Annotated in this window: 13 protein-coding genes, 1 pseudogene and 2 riboswitches; of the genes and pseudogenes, 10 read left to right on the top strand and 4 right to left on the bottom strand. The window is 38.0% G+C overall.

The window, feature by feature from the left end:
- Nucleotides 1-184: 184 nt before the first annotated feature.
- The 5 genes from ACFX4W_RS14770 (at nt 185) to ACFX4W_RS14750 (ending at nt 7,977) form a co-directional block, all read left to right on the top strand.
- Nucleotides 185-1,135 carry an AAA family ATPase gene (locus ACFX4W_RS14770; protein ID WP_043977166.1) on the top strand — a complete coding sequence of 317 codons (951 nt, stop codon included), beginning with the start codon at nt 185-187 and terminating at the stop codon, nt 1,133-1,135.
- 10 nt (nt 1,136-1,145) lie between these two features.
- Complete coding sequence (locus ACFX4W_RS14765) at nt 1,146-2,336, top strand: DUF58 domain-containing protein (protein ID WP_237075577.1); 1,191 nt, start codon at nt 1,146-1,148, stop codon at nt 2,334-2,336.
- Entirely contained in the window at nt 2,333-4,525 is a 2,193-nt protein-coding gene (locus ACFX4W_RS14760) for a transglutaminase TgpA family protein (RefSeq protein WP_237075578.1), read from the top strand. Before ACFX4W_RS14765 ends, ACFX4W_RS14760 begins: the two co-directional genes overlap by 4 nt.
- Nucleotides 4,526-4,564: 39 nt before the next feature.
- Nucleotides 4,565-4,666: riboswitch (purine riboswitch) on the top strand.
- 123 nt (nt 4,667-4,789) lie between these two features.
- Nucleotides 4,790-6,319 (top strand): glutamine-hydrolyzing GMP synthase, encoded by a 1,530-nt coding sequence (gene guaA / locus ACFX4W_RS14755; protein WP_043977160.1) that lies wholly within the window; start codon nt 4,790-4,792, stop codon nt 6,317-6,319.
- 97 nt (nt 6,320-6,416) lie between these two features.
- Nucleotides 6,417-6,518: riboswitch (purine riboswitch) on the top strand.
- A gap of 133 nt (nt 6,519-6,651) precedes the next feature.
- A complete protein-coding gene (locus ACFX4W_RS14750) occupies nt 6,652-7,977 on the top strand; it encodes an NCS2 family permease (RefSeq protein ID WP_013055032.1) in 1,326 nt (441 codons plus the stop codon).
- 357 nt (nt 7,978-8,334) lie between these two features.
- On the opposite strand, the pseudogene ACFX4W_RS14745 reads toward ACFX4W_RS14750, so the two are convergent.
- Nucleotides 8,335-8,397: pseudogene (locus ACFX4W_RS14745) on the bottom strand (cold-shock protein); the annotation flags it as partial.
- A gap of 290 nt (nt 8,398-8,687) precedes the next feature.
- Here ACFX4W_RS14745 and ACFX4W_RS14740 point away from each other — a divergent pair.
- On the top strand, nt 8,688-9,563 hold the full coding sequence (locus ACFX4W_RS14740) for a YitT family protein (RefSeq protein WP_013058095.1): 876 nt from the start codon (nt 8,688-8,690) through the stop codon (nt 9,561-9,563).
- Nucleotides 9,564-10,355: 792 nt separating this feature from the next.
- Nucleotides 10,356-12,284: a fructose-1,6-bisphosphatase gene (fbp, locus tag ACFX4W_RS14735; RefSeq protein ID WP_043981285.1), complete on the top strand. Its 1,929-nt coding sequence runs from the start codon at nt 10,356-10,358 to the stop codon at nt 12,282-12,284.
- Nucleotides 12,285-12,341: 57 nt separating this feature from the next.
- Here fbp and ACFX4W_RS14730 read toward each other — a convergent pair whose 3' ends face one another.
- Nucleotides 12,342-13,049 (bottom strand): M48 family metallopeptidase, encoded by a 708-nt coding sequence (locus ACFX4W_RS14730; protein WP_043981286.1) that lies wholly within the window; start codon nt 13,047-13,049, stop codon nt 12,342-12,344.
- Nucleotide 13,050: 1 nt separating this feature from the next.
- Complete coding sequence (locus ACFX4W_RS14725) at nt 13,051-13,554, bottom strand: YehS family protein (RefSeq protein ID WP_043981287.1); 504 nt, start codon at nt 13,552-13,554, stop codon at nt 13,051-13,053.
- A 422-nt stretch (nt 13,555-13,976) separates the two neighbouring features.
- Here ACFX4W_RS14725 and ACFX4W_RS14720 point away from each other — a divergent pair, with 422 nt between their 5' ends.
- The 3 genes from ACFX4W_RS14720 to ACFX4W_RS14710 all read left to right on the top strand — a co-directional run bounded on the left by ACFX4W_RS14720 (nt 13,977) and on the right by ACFX4W_RS14710 (nt 15,652).
- Nucleotides 13,977-14,507 (top strand): ECF transporter S component, encoded by a 531-nt coding sequence (locus tag ACFX4W_RS14720; protein ID WP_097822870.1) that lies wholly within the window; start codon nt 13,977-13,979, stop codon nt 14,505-14,507.
- Nucleotides 14,508-14,596: 89 nt separating this feature from the next.
- Entirely contained in the window at nt 14,597-14,788 is a 192-nt protein-coding gene (locus tag ACFX4W_RS14715) for a hypothetical protein (RefSeq protein WP_013058089.1), read from the top strand.
- A gap of 207 nt (nt 14,789-14,995) precedes the next feature.
- On the top strand, nt 14,996-15,652 hold the full coding sequence (locus ACFX4W_RS14710) for an alpha/beta fold hydrolase (protein ID WP_377559693.1): 657 nt from the start codon (nt 14,996-14,998) through the stop codon (nt 15,650-15,652).
- 80 nt (nt 15,653-15,732) lie between these two features.
- Here the strand turns inward: ACFX4W_RS14710 and ACFX4W_RS14705 are convergent, their stop codons facing one another.
- The gene (locus ACFX4W_RS14705) at nt 15,733-16,059 is read right to left on the bottom strand and encodes a Na-translocating system protein MpsC family protein (RefSeq protein ID WP_043981928.1); all 327 of its coding nucleotides are present in this window, start codon (nt 16,057-16,059) and stop codon (nt 15,733-15,735) included.
- Between the last annotated feature and the right edge of the window lie 27 nt (nt 16,060-16,086).

Genomic DNA, 16,086 nt, shown 5'->3' with positions numbered 1-16,086 from the left:
TATANGGAATGGGCGGCATGATGTAATCACTGCCCTAACTAAAAAAGCGACCAAGTGAGTACTTGGTCGCTTTTTTGCGTGCGTTAATATTTTCAGATTTTTTGAAAATTTGTTAAGATAGTACTATGTTTATTGAAAAACATACTAAACTCAAGGCTTAACTGAGTTTTAAGGGGGAGCTTTATTGATTCAGCTGGATCATATTAATAATAAATTAAATCAAGTATTAGAAAACATCGATCAAATTGTGATTGGAAAGCGTCAGGTATCTACGTTGAGTTTGGTTGCTTTGCTTGCAGAGGGGCATATTTTGCTTGAAGATGTGCCGGGTGTGGGGAAAACGATGCTCGTGAAGGCACTGGCCAAATCGATTGATGCAGAATTTAAACGAATTCAATTCACGCCCGATTTGCTGCCGTCCGATGTAACAGGTGTTTCTATTTACAGTCCAAAAGACATGGAATTTCATTTTCGTCCAGGTCCTATCATGAGCCATATTGTGCTCGCTGATGAGATTAACAGGACTTCTCCTAAAACACAATCGGCGCTTTTAGAAGCAATGGCTGAGCATCATGTAACAACCGATGGTATCACCCGGGAAATTCCAGCGCCTTTTTTTGTGATGGCTACTCAAAATCCTGTTGATTTTGATGGGACCTATCATTTGCCGGAAGCGCAGCTGGATCGATTTTTATTCAAATTAAGCATGGGGTATCCTACGCAGGAAGAGGAGCTTCAAATTTTAAACGGCGTATCGACTCAAGTCAATCTTGAGGATGTCAAACCCGTCATGAGCATTCCAGAATTAGTACAGGCTCAAAAAACTGTAAGCAGTATTTATGTAGATGATGCGATCAAGCACTATATCATCGAAATCATTCGCAAAACGCGCTCTCATCCACATGTTTCGTTAGGTATCAGTCCTCGTGGAACGGTTTCCTTTATGAAGGCCGTTCAAGCATATGCTTTAGTGAAGGGAAGAGATTACTGTCTTCCTGATGATGTTCAAGAGCTTGCTTCGTATGTGTGTGCACATCGATTAATGCTAAGATCTGATACCCAGTACAGCGGCTTAACAGCGGATGATGTGATGAAGCAAATTATGGCTGATACGAAAGTACCTGTTAAAAGGTAAGAGGTACTTTATGAAACAGTATATAAAAGTGATATGGAATAAATGTAGGGACTGGTTCGTTTTATTCTGCATCTTTGCTGCTACGTTTTCGTACGCGATGTTTCAAGGGGGCTTTGTCAGCTGGTTTTTATTTTATAGCTTCTTACCTTTTGGATTATATGCGGCAGCCGTTTTGCTTTATCCGTTAAAGAAGTGGAATGTTACTCGTGATGTGAAGCTACAGCCTCGATTCGCTGGAGATCATCTTTCGTATGACATTCATATTACACGCTCCTCGGGTTTTCCTGTTTATATGGCAGCAGTGAAAGAGGAGAGTAACCTTTTAGATCAAGAAGAAAGAACAATTTATCCGCTTTTTCAACGAAACGCTGTTATTCCGTATGAAAGATCGTTTGTAGAAAGAGGAGAATATGAATTTTTTACGATTTCGATTGAATTGAGTGATTTATTAGGAATTGTAAAAAAGAAGGCATATTATCCGCTGCAGCAGCGGTTTATCGTGTATCCTCAAATCCATGAGATAGATATCCCGTTTCTTTTAGCGGGAATAGAAGAAGGAAAAAATGAAGTTTCCGCTGGAAATCAATCTACTACGTTAGTGACAGGCATTAGAGAATACCAGCCGGGTGACCGATTAGGATCTATCGATTGGAAGGCGACGGCTCGTAAAGCTACGTTGATTTCTAAAGAGTTTGGTCATTATCATGAACGGAGTATGATTATCATTGCAGATGTTATAAGCTCTCTATACTTTGAAGAACGAATGAGCTTTCTCGCATCCATGCTCATTCATGAAGAAACCAAGCGTAAAAAAATCGATTTTCTTTTAGCTGGAGATGCACTTTTTTCACCAAAAACCTCTGAACAAAGTGAGACTGGTAACCTGTTGTATCACTTAGCGCGTGCACAGCCTGTTAACAACCGAGCGTTCGAAACAGAATTTAAGAGTATTGCCATTCAAAAGCAGCATTCTTTTATGGTCATTGTCAGTCAAGTTACAGGGACTCTCATTGGGCAGGTTCAATCTAAGCTGAGTCTGCATGCTAAGGCATCAATAATTGTCGTTAAAGATGAAGGAGCAGGGCTTAGTGACGAAGAGACGGTTATTGTAAATGGAATACAATCTTCTGCTTTAACGATTGAAGTTGTTAATATTCCACTTCCTCTATCATCTAAAGGAAGTGAGGGCGAAAATAAGTGAATAAATCAGCTTTGTATGTAAAAAACATCTTATTGTACGCGGGAGCATTCTTTTTATTAGTGGAATGGCTTCTTCCTTTAAATGAAGTGACGGATACCAATCAAATTCAGTACTTTATCTTGTTTGTTGCTTACTGTTTTTTGTGTTTAACGTTTCGCTTGCCGTTTATCGTGATGACGTTAGGGAGTATATTGTTTATTTTGTTTTCGCTTCACAATCTCTATTTCCAAGGAGCCTTCTTTTCTTCAGACTGGCTTCCGAGACTTTTGGAGATTCTTCAGTCAGATGCGCAAAGTATCATGCAGTGGAATATAGCGAATTTATCATTTGAAATGAGGAGCACTTTATTTTTTGTGCTGCTTTGGATTATGGCTTATTTAATTCAATATTGGATCTTTTATCAAAAAAGAATTTTCTTCTTTTTCTTCTTAACCATTTTGTATATTACCGTGTTGGATACCTTTTCTACTTACGATGCGGGAGCTGCTATTATTCGCGTGACGATTATCGGATTTTTATTAGTAGCCATGCTTCGCATAAATCCTGAACGTATAAAAGCTGCGAGCACTGAGCGTTTAGAAAATAGAAAACGATCGTTTCTTTTTCTAGGCAGCTTTTTAGCTATCGTCATTGTGCTGGCTTATCTCGCTCCTAAACCAGGGCCGCAGTGGCCAGATCCCGTACCTTTTATCACAGCGCATACAACAAATCAAGGACAGGGAGAATCTGCAAACGGTCAACGAATTGGCTATGATATGGACGATTCTAAATTGGGGGGATCGTTTGTCAATGATGATACGGTTGTATTTACAGCCAAAGTAGAGGATGAGCACTATTGGCGTATTGAAACGAAGGATGTTTATACAGGCAAGGGGTGGGAGCTGTCTAAAGAGGAAGAAAAAGTGCCCTTTAAAGGAAATGAAAACTTACTCCCTCAATATGACTCAAGTGTAGCAGGACAAGTAAGAAAAGCAGAAGTTACCTATTCGCAGCCTTCTGTTCATCTTATGCATGTTCCTCAACTGCTGTCGCTAACCTTAAAAAATGGCATTCAAACCGATGTTACACCGACAAATGAAAAATTATATCCTTATCAAAATGACAAGCTTGTTACTGTTCAATCGTATGAGATGACGTATAAATATCCTGTATTTGATATTGGACTTCTTCAGCAAGCAGAGGAAAAAAAGGCAGAGAGTTTAGAGAATAATAACGAATTTATAGCAAGGTATACACAACTTCCTGCTAACTTGCCGAAACGAGTAAAGAATTTAGCTCGTGAGGTAACAAAAAATAAGAACAATCGTTATGAAAAAGCGAAAGCCGTTGAAGAATACTTTCGATCAAATCCATATGTATATGATACTGAAAATGTTCCAATTCCTACGAAAAATAAAGATTATGTGGAGCAATTTTTATTTGATACAAAAAGAGGGTACTGTGATAACTTCTCTACTTCTATGGTCGTGCTGCTTCGTTCATTAGATATTCCTGCTCGGTGGGTAAAGGGCTATACAGAAGGTGATGCCACCGTCATTTCAGGAAGTAGTAAGTGGACAACCTATGAAATTACACAAAATAATGCTCATTCTTGGGTCGAAGTCTATTTTCCAGGAGCGGGTTGGGTACCTTTTGAACCAACAAAAAGTTTTTCTAATCCTTATGATTTTGTAGATAGCCAACCTAACAACTCTAGTGAAAATAGTCAAAGGGAAGAAGAGAAACAAGAAACGCAAGTGAAGGAGCAGCCTAAGGAAAAAGAGCTTCCGGCACAAGAAGAAAGAGCGAAAGAAAAAACAGCTTCTCTTCAAAATGTTAAGTTGTCTATGAAGTGGAAAGTACTTTTCTGCGGACTGATTGTAGTTATGTTAATAGTAATATATCTCAATCGATTTAAATGGTTTTTATCTTTTTATATCTCTTTTTATAAAAAGAAAGAGAGTGTGGAAACCTTTGAATCAGCGTATGCTTTTTTACTTAAAAGACTCTCTGCAAATGGACTAAAGCGGCAAGAAAGTCAAACGCTGCGCGACTTTGCAGGAGAAGTAGACGAAAAATTAAATACGGTAAATATGCTACAATTAACGGAAAAATACGAGCGGGTTTTGTATCGAAATGCAGATTCCATAAAAGAATGGAAAGAGTCGATTGAATTGTGGGAAAATTTAATCAAAAAAACGAGTTCTTGACCATTGTTTCGCGGATTGATAGAATATTCTCGAACTTACTATAAATGTTTCGTATACCTTCATATATCCTCGATAATATGGTTCGAGAGTCTCTACCGGGTCACCTTAAACGATCTGACTATGAAGGCAGAACAGTCTATTTGACGATAAACGTCGTGCTCAACTAGACTTCTGCCTTTGTTTTTTGAGGGAGAAGTCTAGTTTTTTTTATATTTTAGGGCATAATAACAAGTGATTATTTACACATTCGGAGAGGTGAACAAGATGGAAGGCATGATTGTTGTATTAGATTTTGGTAGTCAATATAACCAACTGATTACGCGTCGCATTCGCGAGTTCGGAGTATATAGTGAATTGCATCCGCACACAATTACAGCAGAAGAGATTAAAGCATTAAATCCAAAGGGAATTATTTTCTCTGGAGGCCCAAACAGTGTGTACGGTGAAAACGCATTTCACTGCGATGAAAACATTTTTGAATTAGGTATTCCTGTTTTAGGTATTTGTTATGGAATGCAATTAATGACTCATCATTTTGGCGGGAAGGTAGAAGGTGCTAGCCATCGTGAATATGGTAAAGCAGCGATTAACGTACAAAATGATTCATTAATGTACCATGAGTTGCCAAAAGAACAAGTTGTTTGGATGAGTCACGGTGATTTAGTTGTAGAAACACCAGCTGGTTTTGAAGTGGACGCAACTAGCCCATCTTGTCCAATTGCCGCAATGAGTAACAAAGGTAAGAATATGTACGGAGTGCAGTTCCATCCAGAAGTTCGCCATTCAGTGCACGGTAACCATATCTTAAAGAACTTCGTGTTTGAAGTATGTCATGCTGAAGCAAACTGGTCAATCGAGAACTTCATTGAAGTTGAAATGGATAAAATCCGTGAAACAGTTGGAGATAGAAAAGTACTTTGCGCACTTAGCGGCGGAGTAGACTCTTCAGTAGTAGCTGTGTTAATTCACAAAGCAATTGGTGATCAGTTAACATGTATGTTCGTAGATCACGGTTTATTACGTAAAGGTGAAGCGGAAAGCGTAATGGAAACATTTAGCGAAGGCTTTAATATGAACGTAATTAAAATCGATGCAAAAGATCGCTTCTTAGAAAAGTTAAACGGCGTATCAGATCCTGAACAAAAGCGTAAAATCATCGGTAATGAATTTATCTATGTATTCGATGACGAAGCTGCTAAATTAAAAGGGTTTGATTTCCTAGCTCAAGGTACGCTATACACAGATATTATCGAGAGTGGGACAGCTACAGCTCAAACGATCAAATCTCACCACAACGTAGGTGGATTACCGGAAGATATGCAGTTCAAACTAATCGAACCGTTAAACACGCTATTCAAAGATGAAGTACGTGCATTAGGTTCTGAATTAGGTATCCCTGATAACATCGTTTGGCGTCAACCTTTCCCAGGACCAGGTCTAGGTATTCGTGTACTTGGTGCAATTACGGAAGAGAAGTTAGAAATTGTACGTGAGTCGGATGCTATTTTACGTGAAGAGATTGCAAAAGCTGACTTGGAGCGCGATATCTGGCAATACTTTACGGTTCTTCCTGACATCCGCAGTGTAGGTGTAATGGGAGATGCTCGTACGTATGATTACACAATCGGTATTCGTGCTGTTACATCAATTGATGGTATGACTTCTGATTGGGCCCGTATTCCTTGGGATGTGCTTGAAGTTATCTCAACGCGTATTGTAAACGAAGTTAAGCATATTAACCGCGTAGTGTATGATATTACAAGTAAGCCACCTGCAACAATTGAATGGGAATAATATGTAAGAAAACCGAACAAACGAACATTCTTTTTTAAGAATGTTCGTTTTTTGTTGACTTTTTTAAAAAGTTAATGGTAGGATAGTAACATAAAACAGCGAGATATAGCTTTAATGTCGTATAATCTTGGGGATAAGGCCCAAAAGTTTCTACCGAGCTACCGTAAATGGCTTGACTACGAGAAAGTAATACATGTATGTGTAAAAATCTTTTGTTTTTTTGGCTCATACATTTCTCTTTTAGTCGATCTTATGCCTTTACGCGCCTAGTGTAGAGGCATTTTTTATGGCTTGCCTAAGTGCATGCGGCTTCTATAAAGGGAGGAAAAAACGTGAAGAAGTATTTTCGTTTTGAAGAGCTGGGTACTAGCTATCGAAAAGAGTTTATAGCTGGCCTTACAACTTTTCTATCTATGGCTTACATTTTATTTGTTAATCCATCTGTGCTATCACTAAGTGATGTAAAGGATCTGCCTGACAGTATGAGAATGGACCAAGGGGCTGTATTTACAGCTACTGCTTTAGCGGCAGCTTTGGGATCAATTGTTATGGGAGTGCTTGGTAGATATCCAATTTCATTAGCTCCAGGTATGGGATTAAACGCATTTTTTGCTTATACAGTTGTTCTGACAATGGGAATTCCATGGCAGACGGCTTTAACGGGTGTTATGATATCAGGTGTTATTTTTATTCTTTTAACATTAACAAGCCTGCGAGAAAAAATTATTAATTCTATTCCTATTGAATTAAAAATGGCTGTTGGAGCAGGTATTGGTTTGTTTATTAGTTTTATTGGTATGAAAGGTGCCGGAATCATCGTCAAAGATGATGCCACATTTGTTGGACTGGGTGATTTAACTAACCCAACAACGTTACTTGCGGTTTTTGGCATTGTCATTACTATTGTATTAATGGTGCTTCGAGTAAATGCAGCTGTATTTATTGGTATGATTGTAACAGCTGTAGCGGGTATGGCTTTTGGTTTAATTGATACACCTAAAGCAGTTGTTTCATCAGTTCCTAGTCTTGACCCGACGTTTGGGGCAGCTTTTCAAAATATCGGTGATATCTTTACTGTAAAGATGCTAGTCGTCATTTTAACTTTCTTATTTGTTGATTTCTTCGATACAGCAGGTACGATGGTTGCTGTAGCGAGTCAAGCTGGGCTTATGAAAGATAATAAGCTTCCGCGAGCGGGCAGAGCGTTATTGGCAGATTCTAGTGCGATTGTAGTTGGTGCTGTTCTTGGTACCTCATCAACAACAGCTTATGTAGAGTCTACGGCTGGAGTAGCAGCGGGCGGACGTTCAGGATTTACTGCAATCGTAACGGCGGCGTTTTTCTTAGTTGCACTGTTCTTTTCTCCATTGTTAGCGGTCGTGACACCAGCTGTTACTGCGCCGGCTTTAATTACGGTAGGAGCTCTGATGGTGTCAAATTTAGGGGAAATTAATTGGAAAGAGTTCGAAGTAGCAGTTCCTGCATTTTTCACGGTAATTATGATGCCATTAACATACAGTATTGCAACAGGTATTGCGGTTGGTTTTATCTTTTATCCTATTACAATGTTATGCAGCAAGCGTGGAAAAGAAGTTCATCCAATTATGTATGCTCTCTGTATCATCTTCATACTCTATTTTGCATTCTTAGCAGAATAGTTTAAATAAAAAAGCTCAGTTTAATGACTGGGCTTTTTTTTTATGGTAAGATAAGAAAACTGCATAGCGGCTAGATTGCTATTGTAATAGAGAGTATTCAATCATTTTACTGAAGGTTTACTTCATTAACTTTTTTATTTATAAAGTTTTTTAGAAAAACGATTGACTCTATATATTATATATGGTAAATTATTAAATGTCGCTGATGAACAGCGCAGTTGAGAGAAACATCTTAAAAAAAGATGTTGACATCAAAATGGTAGAATGTTATACTAATAAAGTTGCTTCAGAGCAACGGTTGAACTTTGAAAACTGAACAAAGCGACAAACGTCAACGTTAATTTTTATTTTTTAANTTTCGCGTTCGATGAATCCAAAACCTTTTTCTGCGTTAAACCATTTTACTTTACCTTGTTCCATAATTGTTGCCTCCTAGTGTGACACGCACACATTGTGTTACTATCCTTGCTCAAATCTATAGACGAAAGTTATGTAACTTATCAATCTTTGCCGAACAAAAATAATTCTTCTTAAACTTAACAGAAATAGGGACTTATTGCAAGGATAGAGTCTGTACAGCTAGAATTTCTCTTTTCTCTATGTTTGCACTATGTGAGCTGAAAAACGATACGTAAGCCTCCTTAGTTCAAATAAAGAGAACGTTTGTGGTAAACTTAAATAGTAAAAAACATCTAAAAGTGAGGAATTATATGAACACAACTAAAAAACATCACAGGCCTAAGCGGCTAAAAATTGCTTTCCGAGCATTAATGGTTATTATCGGAGGAATTATTGCAGCTTACGGCTTAGAAACTGTCTTAATTCCAAACCATGTTTCAGATGGAGGGGTAACAGGGATTAGCATCGTCGCTTCAAACCTATTTGGCTTGCCGCTTGGGGTTCTCATCGCCGTTATCAACATTCCTTTTGTATGGTTAGGATATCAACAAATTGGGAAAAGCTTTGCCATATTTTCCATCCTCGGAATTGTCTCATTAGCTGTCGGTACTAGCCTCATGCATCACACTCCAGCAATTATTGAAGGAGATACACTACTCGTAACCGTTGTTGGCGGTATTATCCTTGGGTTTGGAATGGGAATTGCACTTCGTAACGGCGGGGCCTTAGATGGCATCGATATGCTGGCCGTGCTGCTTTCTCGAAAACTGCCGTTTGGAACAAGTGATCTTATTTTATTCTTAAATGCATTTGTATTTATTTTCGTTTCATTAGTATTTGGTCTGCAAGGCGCGATTCTTTCTGCAATTGCATACTTTATTGCATCCAAAGTTATTCACATCGTAGAAGTAGGGTTAAGCGGATCGAAAACCTTCCAGATTATCACTTCTCAGCCTGCGTTAATGGTAGAGACAATACGTGATCGTTTAGGTCGAAGCGCTACATACAAAGAAGCTTACGGCGGTTATTCTCATGAAAAATTTAAGGAAATCACATGCGTAATCAACCGCTTGGAAGAAAGCAAAATGAAAGAAATTATCAACGAAATTGACCCGACGGCTTTTGTTACGGTATATGACGTAGCGGAAGTTAAAGGCGGTAATTTCAGAAAGAATAATATTCACTAAGCTGAATAAATTACTGCATTTGTACGAACACTCTACAACAACCATCTTTTTCGTTTGAGATCGTTTGAGATATAGAGAGAAAAACGCAGCATGGCCTATTGCCTGCGCTGCGTTTTTCTTTATTATAAAATCTATTTTCATAAATAGAGTATTCGTATTTTACATTATGTACTTATTGAATATAACTCTTGTTGTTCAGAGAACATTTTTAAAACCGGATATGCTGAAATAGTGAAACGGTCAGAATTAGGGTGGATAAGGTATCAGCAGATATTAATGTGATGATTTTTCTCGTCATCCAACAAATTCAACAGAAAAAATCTCTGAACGTAAAAGAACAGAGATTCAACAGAATGATGACTCTTATATAATACAAAGGATGACTTTTCCTGTCTCAGAAAGGTCATCTTTATCGTACCACCACAAAGGGTCTGGCGCTGTGCGTTTTCTCACAGCCGGGGAAGAAAAAATCTGCTATAGTATAGAGGTCGGAGTAAACTTTCTTAATTATGTGCGCTTCTTTCATATGTATCGAACCTGCTGACTGAGATCAGCAGGTTTTTTTAGTTACCAGCTAGCTGTCATCTTTAAGGGGGCAAGATCGGTTAATCTTTATAGACAAATAGACTTTATACCATTTTACCTATACGTAAAATAGGTTAAAATAAAGAGGTGAGGCATGGAGAGAAAAGAGTTAAATAAGAGGTGCGTAACATTATAATCACAATTTATCTTACAGGATTATAACGGTGATTATATTAAATGGTGAACGTTGAAAGGGGATACATAGTTTTGAACACAAAATATCTAGATTTACTTGCACAAAAGTATGATACGGAAGAAAAAGTGGTAACCGAAATTATTAACCTTGAAGCTATTCTTCATCTGCCAAAGGGGACCGAACATTTTGTCAGTGATTTACACGGCGAATATCAAGCCTTTCAGCACGTGCTGCGAAACGGTTCGGGAAATGTAAAAGAGAAAATTAAAGACCTTTTTAAAAATGTATTATCTGACAAAGAAATCAATGAATTTGCGACATTAGTGTATTATCCTGAAGAAAAACTACCGTTAATTAAAGCGCAGTTTCGAAACAAAAAGGAACTCTATCAATGGTATACAGAAATCATTGATCGTATGCTTAATCTCATTTCGTACGCTTCTTCTAAATACACGCGTTCTAAACTGCGTAAAGCATTGCCAAATCAATTTGTGTACATTATTGAAGAGCTGCTATATAAAACGGATGAATTTACAAATAAAGAACAGTACTATACAAAGATTGTTCAGCAGATTATTTCTCTAGGACAAGCCGATAAGCTTATTATAGGGCTTGCTTATACGACGCAAAGATTGGTTGTGGACCACCTGCACGTAGTAGGGGATATTTATGACCGTGGACCTGAACCGGATAAAATTATGGATACGCTGATTAACTATCACTCCGTTGATATTCAGTGGGGAAATCACGATGTGCTATGGCTAGGGGCTTTTGCGGGTTCGAAAGTGTGTCTTGCCAATATTATTCGTATCTGCGCGAGATACGACAATCTAGATATTATTGAAGACGTATATGGCATTAACCTGAGACCGCTGCTTAACCTGGCGGAGAAATATTATGATGATAATCCCGCTTTTAGACCAAAAGTAAGCTCAAGTGATAAACTATCCGATCACGAGCGACTACAAATTACGAAAATTCATCAGGCCATTGCGATGATTCAATTCAAGCTTGAAAGTCCGATTATAAAAAGACGTCCTTTCTTTAATATGTCAGAAAGGCTGTTGCTTGAAAAAATTGATTATGATAAAAATGAAATTACGATATACGGAAACACGTATCAGCTAGAAAACAGCTGCTTTGCAACGATTAATCCGGCGCAGCCTGATCAGCTATTAGAAGAAGAAGAGCAGGTAATGGAAAGACTGCTGCTTTCTGTGCAGCATTCGGAAAAGCTGGCGAGACATATGAAGTTTCTGATGAAAAAAGGCAGCCTTTATTTGAAATACAACGGAAACTTATTAATACACGGCTGCATTCCTTTAGATGAACAAGGAAACATGGAAAAAATGACGATTGAAGATAAAACGTATGCAGGCCGCAACTTGCTTGATGTGTTTGAACATTATTTGCAAGAGGCTTTTGCCCATCCTGAAGAAACGGATGATTTGGCAACAGATATGGTCTGGTACCTATGGACAGGAGAATATTCATCACTCTTTGGGAAACGCGCAATGACGACGTTTGAAAGATATTTTATAAGTGATAAAACAACGCATAAAGAGAAGAAGAATCCATACTACTATTTACGGGAAAATGAGGAAGTCTGCCGAAACATCCTGGAAGAATTTAAATTAAATCCTGATCATGGTCATATTATTAATGGTCATACGCCAGTCAAAGAAATTGAAGGAGAAAACCCGGTCAAAGCAAATGGAAAGATGATTGTTATTGACGGCGGTTTTTCAAAAGCGTATCAATCCACAACAGGTATCGCTGGCTACACGTTATTATATAATTCTTACGGCATGCAGCTAGTCGCTCATAAACACTTTAATTCAAAAGAAGAGATTTTATTAGAAGGAACGGACGTCTTATCCGTAAAGCGATTGGTTGACAAAGAACTAGAAAGAAAAATGGTTTTAGAAACAAATGTCGGAGAAGAATTGTTAAAAGAAATTTCTATTTTAAAAGATTTACGAAAATATCGCTATAGTTAAAGATAAAAAAAGAGCAGTATGCCTCTGGGGCTCCTGCTCTTTTCTTATTTAGTGGTACTACACCGTCATTTCCCAGCTTGACATTGCCAGCCAGTTCTCTTGTTCACGATAATCGGGCATAATTTTCCCGACAAGACGCCAAAACGACCGGTCGTGATTCATGTGAACCATGTGGCACATTTCATGAACGACTACGTAATCAATGACGTGCTGCGGTGCCATTGCCAGCCGCCAGTTAAAGGTTAGCTGACGCTTGGAATCACACGTGCCCCACGCTTTTTTGCTATCCGAAATCGAAATGGAGCGCGGCTTTGTTTTAAAATGTTTTTGATAGGAGGAGATACTCTTGGTTACTAGCGCTTTACATTGTTGATAGTAAAAGCGTTTGAGCGCTTGTTTTATCGCTTCATCGTCGTGCTGATTGACATAAATCTGAAGCGTGTTCGCTTCAAACACTACAGAATCCTTTGTAATGGTCGAATCGTGATGAATCTGTATCGGATAGTTTTTTCCTACATACAAAAAGCGTTCTCCGTGTTCATAGACTTTTTTCTTTGGTCCATGCGTTCTATCTTTCATTTCGTTTATTTTTTGCTGAATCAATGCCCAGTTGTTCTCTAATAACATCCGTACTTGTTCAGTAGACGTTCCTTTAGGAGCAAGGACTTCGACCGTTCCGTATCCGTCTACTTTAATCGCAAAAGAACTTCGATTTTTATATCGTATTTCATAATGGATACTCTGATTTGAAAAAGTGTGTATCATTTTATCCTCTATATTGTACGGTTAAGCCTCTTAGGAATTTTCGTGCAAAATTCTCTTTGCACGGTTTGTAATTTTTGTGGCCTTTTTTTCGTAATAAAGCACCTAATTCTGCTTTAGATACACGTATGCCACCGTCGTCGAATACTTCTAACATCTCTTCACTGGTTAGGGACAAAGCAATTTTTACTTTCTTTAATAAGACGTTATACATATTTTGATTGCTTTGAACCGGCGCTGGAGGTGCTTGCCCTGGTTTAGGGTCTTGTTCTCCTCTTTTAAAGGTAATAAAACCGTTTAAAAAAGAATCTAACATATTGTTACTGCACGTGATGTGTTCGTCCTCATGAACTGCATCCTCGTCTTCTTCGTCGGGCGTTCTCGTAAGGATCTTTAATACGTCTTCTTTTGTTACGTCTACTCCGCCAAGATTAAAGATCTCTACCATTTCTGTATTTTTTAAATCCAAGGCATATCGTAATCTAATTAAAATATCGTTATTATCCATTCTTGCTCCTCCTATAACTTGCTTGCTGTATGTAAAAATCATGACTGCCACAATCTGAACGAACTTGGTCAATATCAGTACAATTATAGTAACAGGTTCCGCTGGAATTCTAGGTTATTCCATTCATTTCTACAAACATATAACTTCTCATATTTATCAGCCTTCGTCAACTCTTGAAAAAGAACGATTTGCTCATATTATGCCCGAACAGACTCTTTACCATAACAAAAATTAGGCGCCGCAGTCTGCTAAAGGAAGCAGAAGCAGCTTTATTTTTTTAAGAACGGATAGGACAATTTTTGAAGTTGGCGGATCCCTTTGTGCTGCTAGAATGATATATCTTACTAAATAAATAGTTTTACGTATTTATTAAGTATGTAATTAGGAGTATGATAGTAGTAAAAAAAGAAAGAGGTCAACAGATGAATTCAACATACTCACCAAGAGAATCAACCAAAATCAAAGCTTTATCTATGCATGCACTTTTTATCGCACTGACGTTTGTAGCGACAATGTTTATCAACATCAAGCTTCCAATCATGGGTAACGGAGGCCTCATCCATTTAGGCAACGTTCCTCTTTTTATAGCAGCCTTTATTTACGGCAAAAAGACAGGAGCCATCGCCGGGGCTTTTGGAATGGGGTTATTCGACCTCATCTCCGGCTGGACAGCATGGGCGCCGTTTACGTTTATTATCGTAGGGGCAATGGGCTTTTTAGCAGGTCTTATCTCAGAAAAAGCACCTGGTAAAAGAGCACTTGTGAACACACTGGCAGTTGCTGCTGCGCTGATTGTAAAAATCGTAGGCTACTATTTTGCCGAAGTGATTCTTTATCATAACTGGATCCTTCCGCTTGGCTCTATACCGGGGAATGTGATGCAAGTTGTTATCGCTGGTATCATCGTCGTTCCGCTTGTAGGACGCTTAAAGAACAGAGCTGTACAGATTTAATCGCTTAATTGTAAGTCGTTTTACCATTATCCTATCCTTAAGTGATATACTTGATAGATATTCATCAAGTGAAAGGAGCGGAAAACACCATGAAATATTTAAAATCACAGATGAAACAGCTCATTAAAGACAATCAGGAACTGCAAGGTAAGCTGAATGGACTGATGAAAGAGCACAGCCTTGAAAAAAACTTTGCTCTTAAAGCTCTGTACCATGCAGAAGTGGCTGAAGGCGGGAAATATCAGCTTGCCTATCAAGCATTAGACGCACCGAAAAAGTAATGGCCTTGTTGCTCATTCGTATATTTCTTCATTATAAAAAGGCAGCCGAATCGCATATTTGGCTGTCTTTTTTAGCAAGTAGAATAACATAGCATTATGTTGGCTTTTGCACAACTTCTTTCTAACTGCTTAAATCTTGATAAATAGGGTATTAAAAAATAAATGCTACCGATCGTTCTAATTATATAAGAAAAGAGGAAAATAGCGATGACCGTATCTGTTTTAGAACAAGCAAAAGTAGAATTACCGAATGGAGAAACAGTAAATTACCGAATGAAAAAAGGCGGAAAAGAGGTGCTTTTGTTAATTCACGGAAACATGAACTCTTCCCTTAACTGGGATGTGTTAATGAATGAACTTCCAGAACATATCACAGCTTATGCGATCGATTTAAGAGGATTTGGAGACTCCACTTATCATACACCTATCCACACAATCAAAGACTTATCAGATGATGTCAAACTGTTTGCGGATGCTTTAAAGTTGTCTGCTTTTACAATAAGCGGGTGGTCATTAGGAGGAGCAGTTGCTATGCAATATGTGATTGATCATCCGAATGATGCCAAAAATTTAATTCTCTTAAGCTCCGTCAACATTAAAGGCTACCCCATTCCAAGAAGAACGTTCCTAGAACTGCCTATTCCTAACAACTTTATACAAACCAAAGAAGAAGTAAAAGAAGCATTTAGAATGGTAGAAAACGCAAAAGAAACAAAAANTTCTCTTTTAACTCGCTTTTACAGCTCCTCTATAAAACAGTGTGTTTTTAACCATTTCCCCTCTCTTTTTCATGAAAATATCTATAAAAAGAGCCGTGAAAACAGAAGGGAATCCTTCTGTTTTCACGGCTCTTTGCTTCTGTAAACAGAAGATAAGCATCCGTTTTTTACGTATTTTGCACAACAAACGATTTCATCGAACGTTTTGCAATTTATATAGCGAAGTTATTTAAAGCAAATAACCGTACAAGAATTCTCTGTAACAGGATCATAGTCTCTAAATAAAGAAGTGACCTGGATATCAAATAAAAGCTCCACTTTTTGCTTTAGCATTTTTTTATATTTAGTCGACAAAGCGGCATCAAGAGACATCACTAATTCTCTATATTCTTCACTGAGTGCTTCGAGTGCCGGCATTCTTTTTGATTGAGCTAGTATAAGAATTTTATTATCAATAATATCTATTTTTTGAGTATTCACGCCTACATGAAAAATTTCTTGGCTAATTTGAGTATACAAAGTAGCTATCTTCTTTTTAGAGATCGGCTCCATATGCTTCACCTTTTTCATTGTTAAAAA

The sequence above is a fragment of the Priestia sp. YIM B13489 genome (assembly GCF_042787645.1).
GTDB classification, from domain to species: domain Bacteria; phylum Bacillota; class Bacilli; order Bacillales; family Bacillaceae_H; genus Priestia; species Priestia megaterium.
Note: the sequence above shows the minus strand (reverse complement) of the source record. Positions and strands in the feature narration are given on the sequence as shown.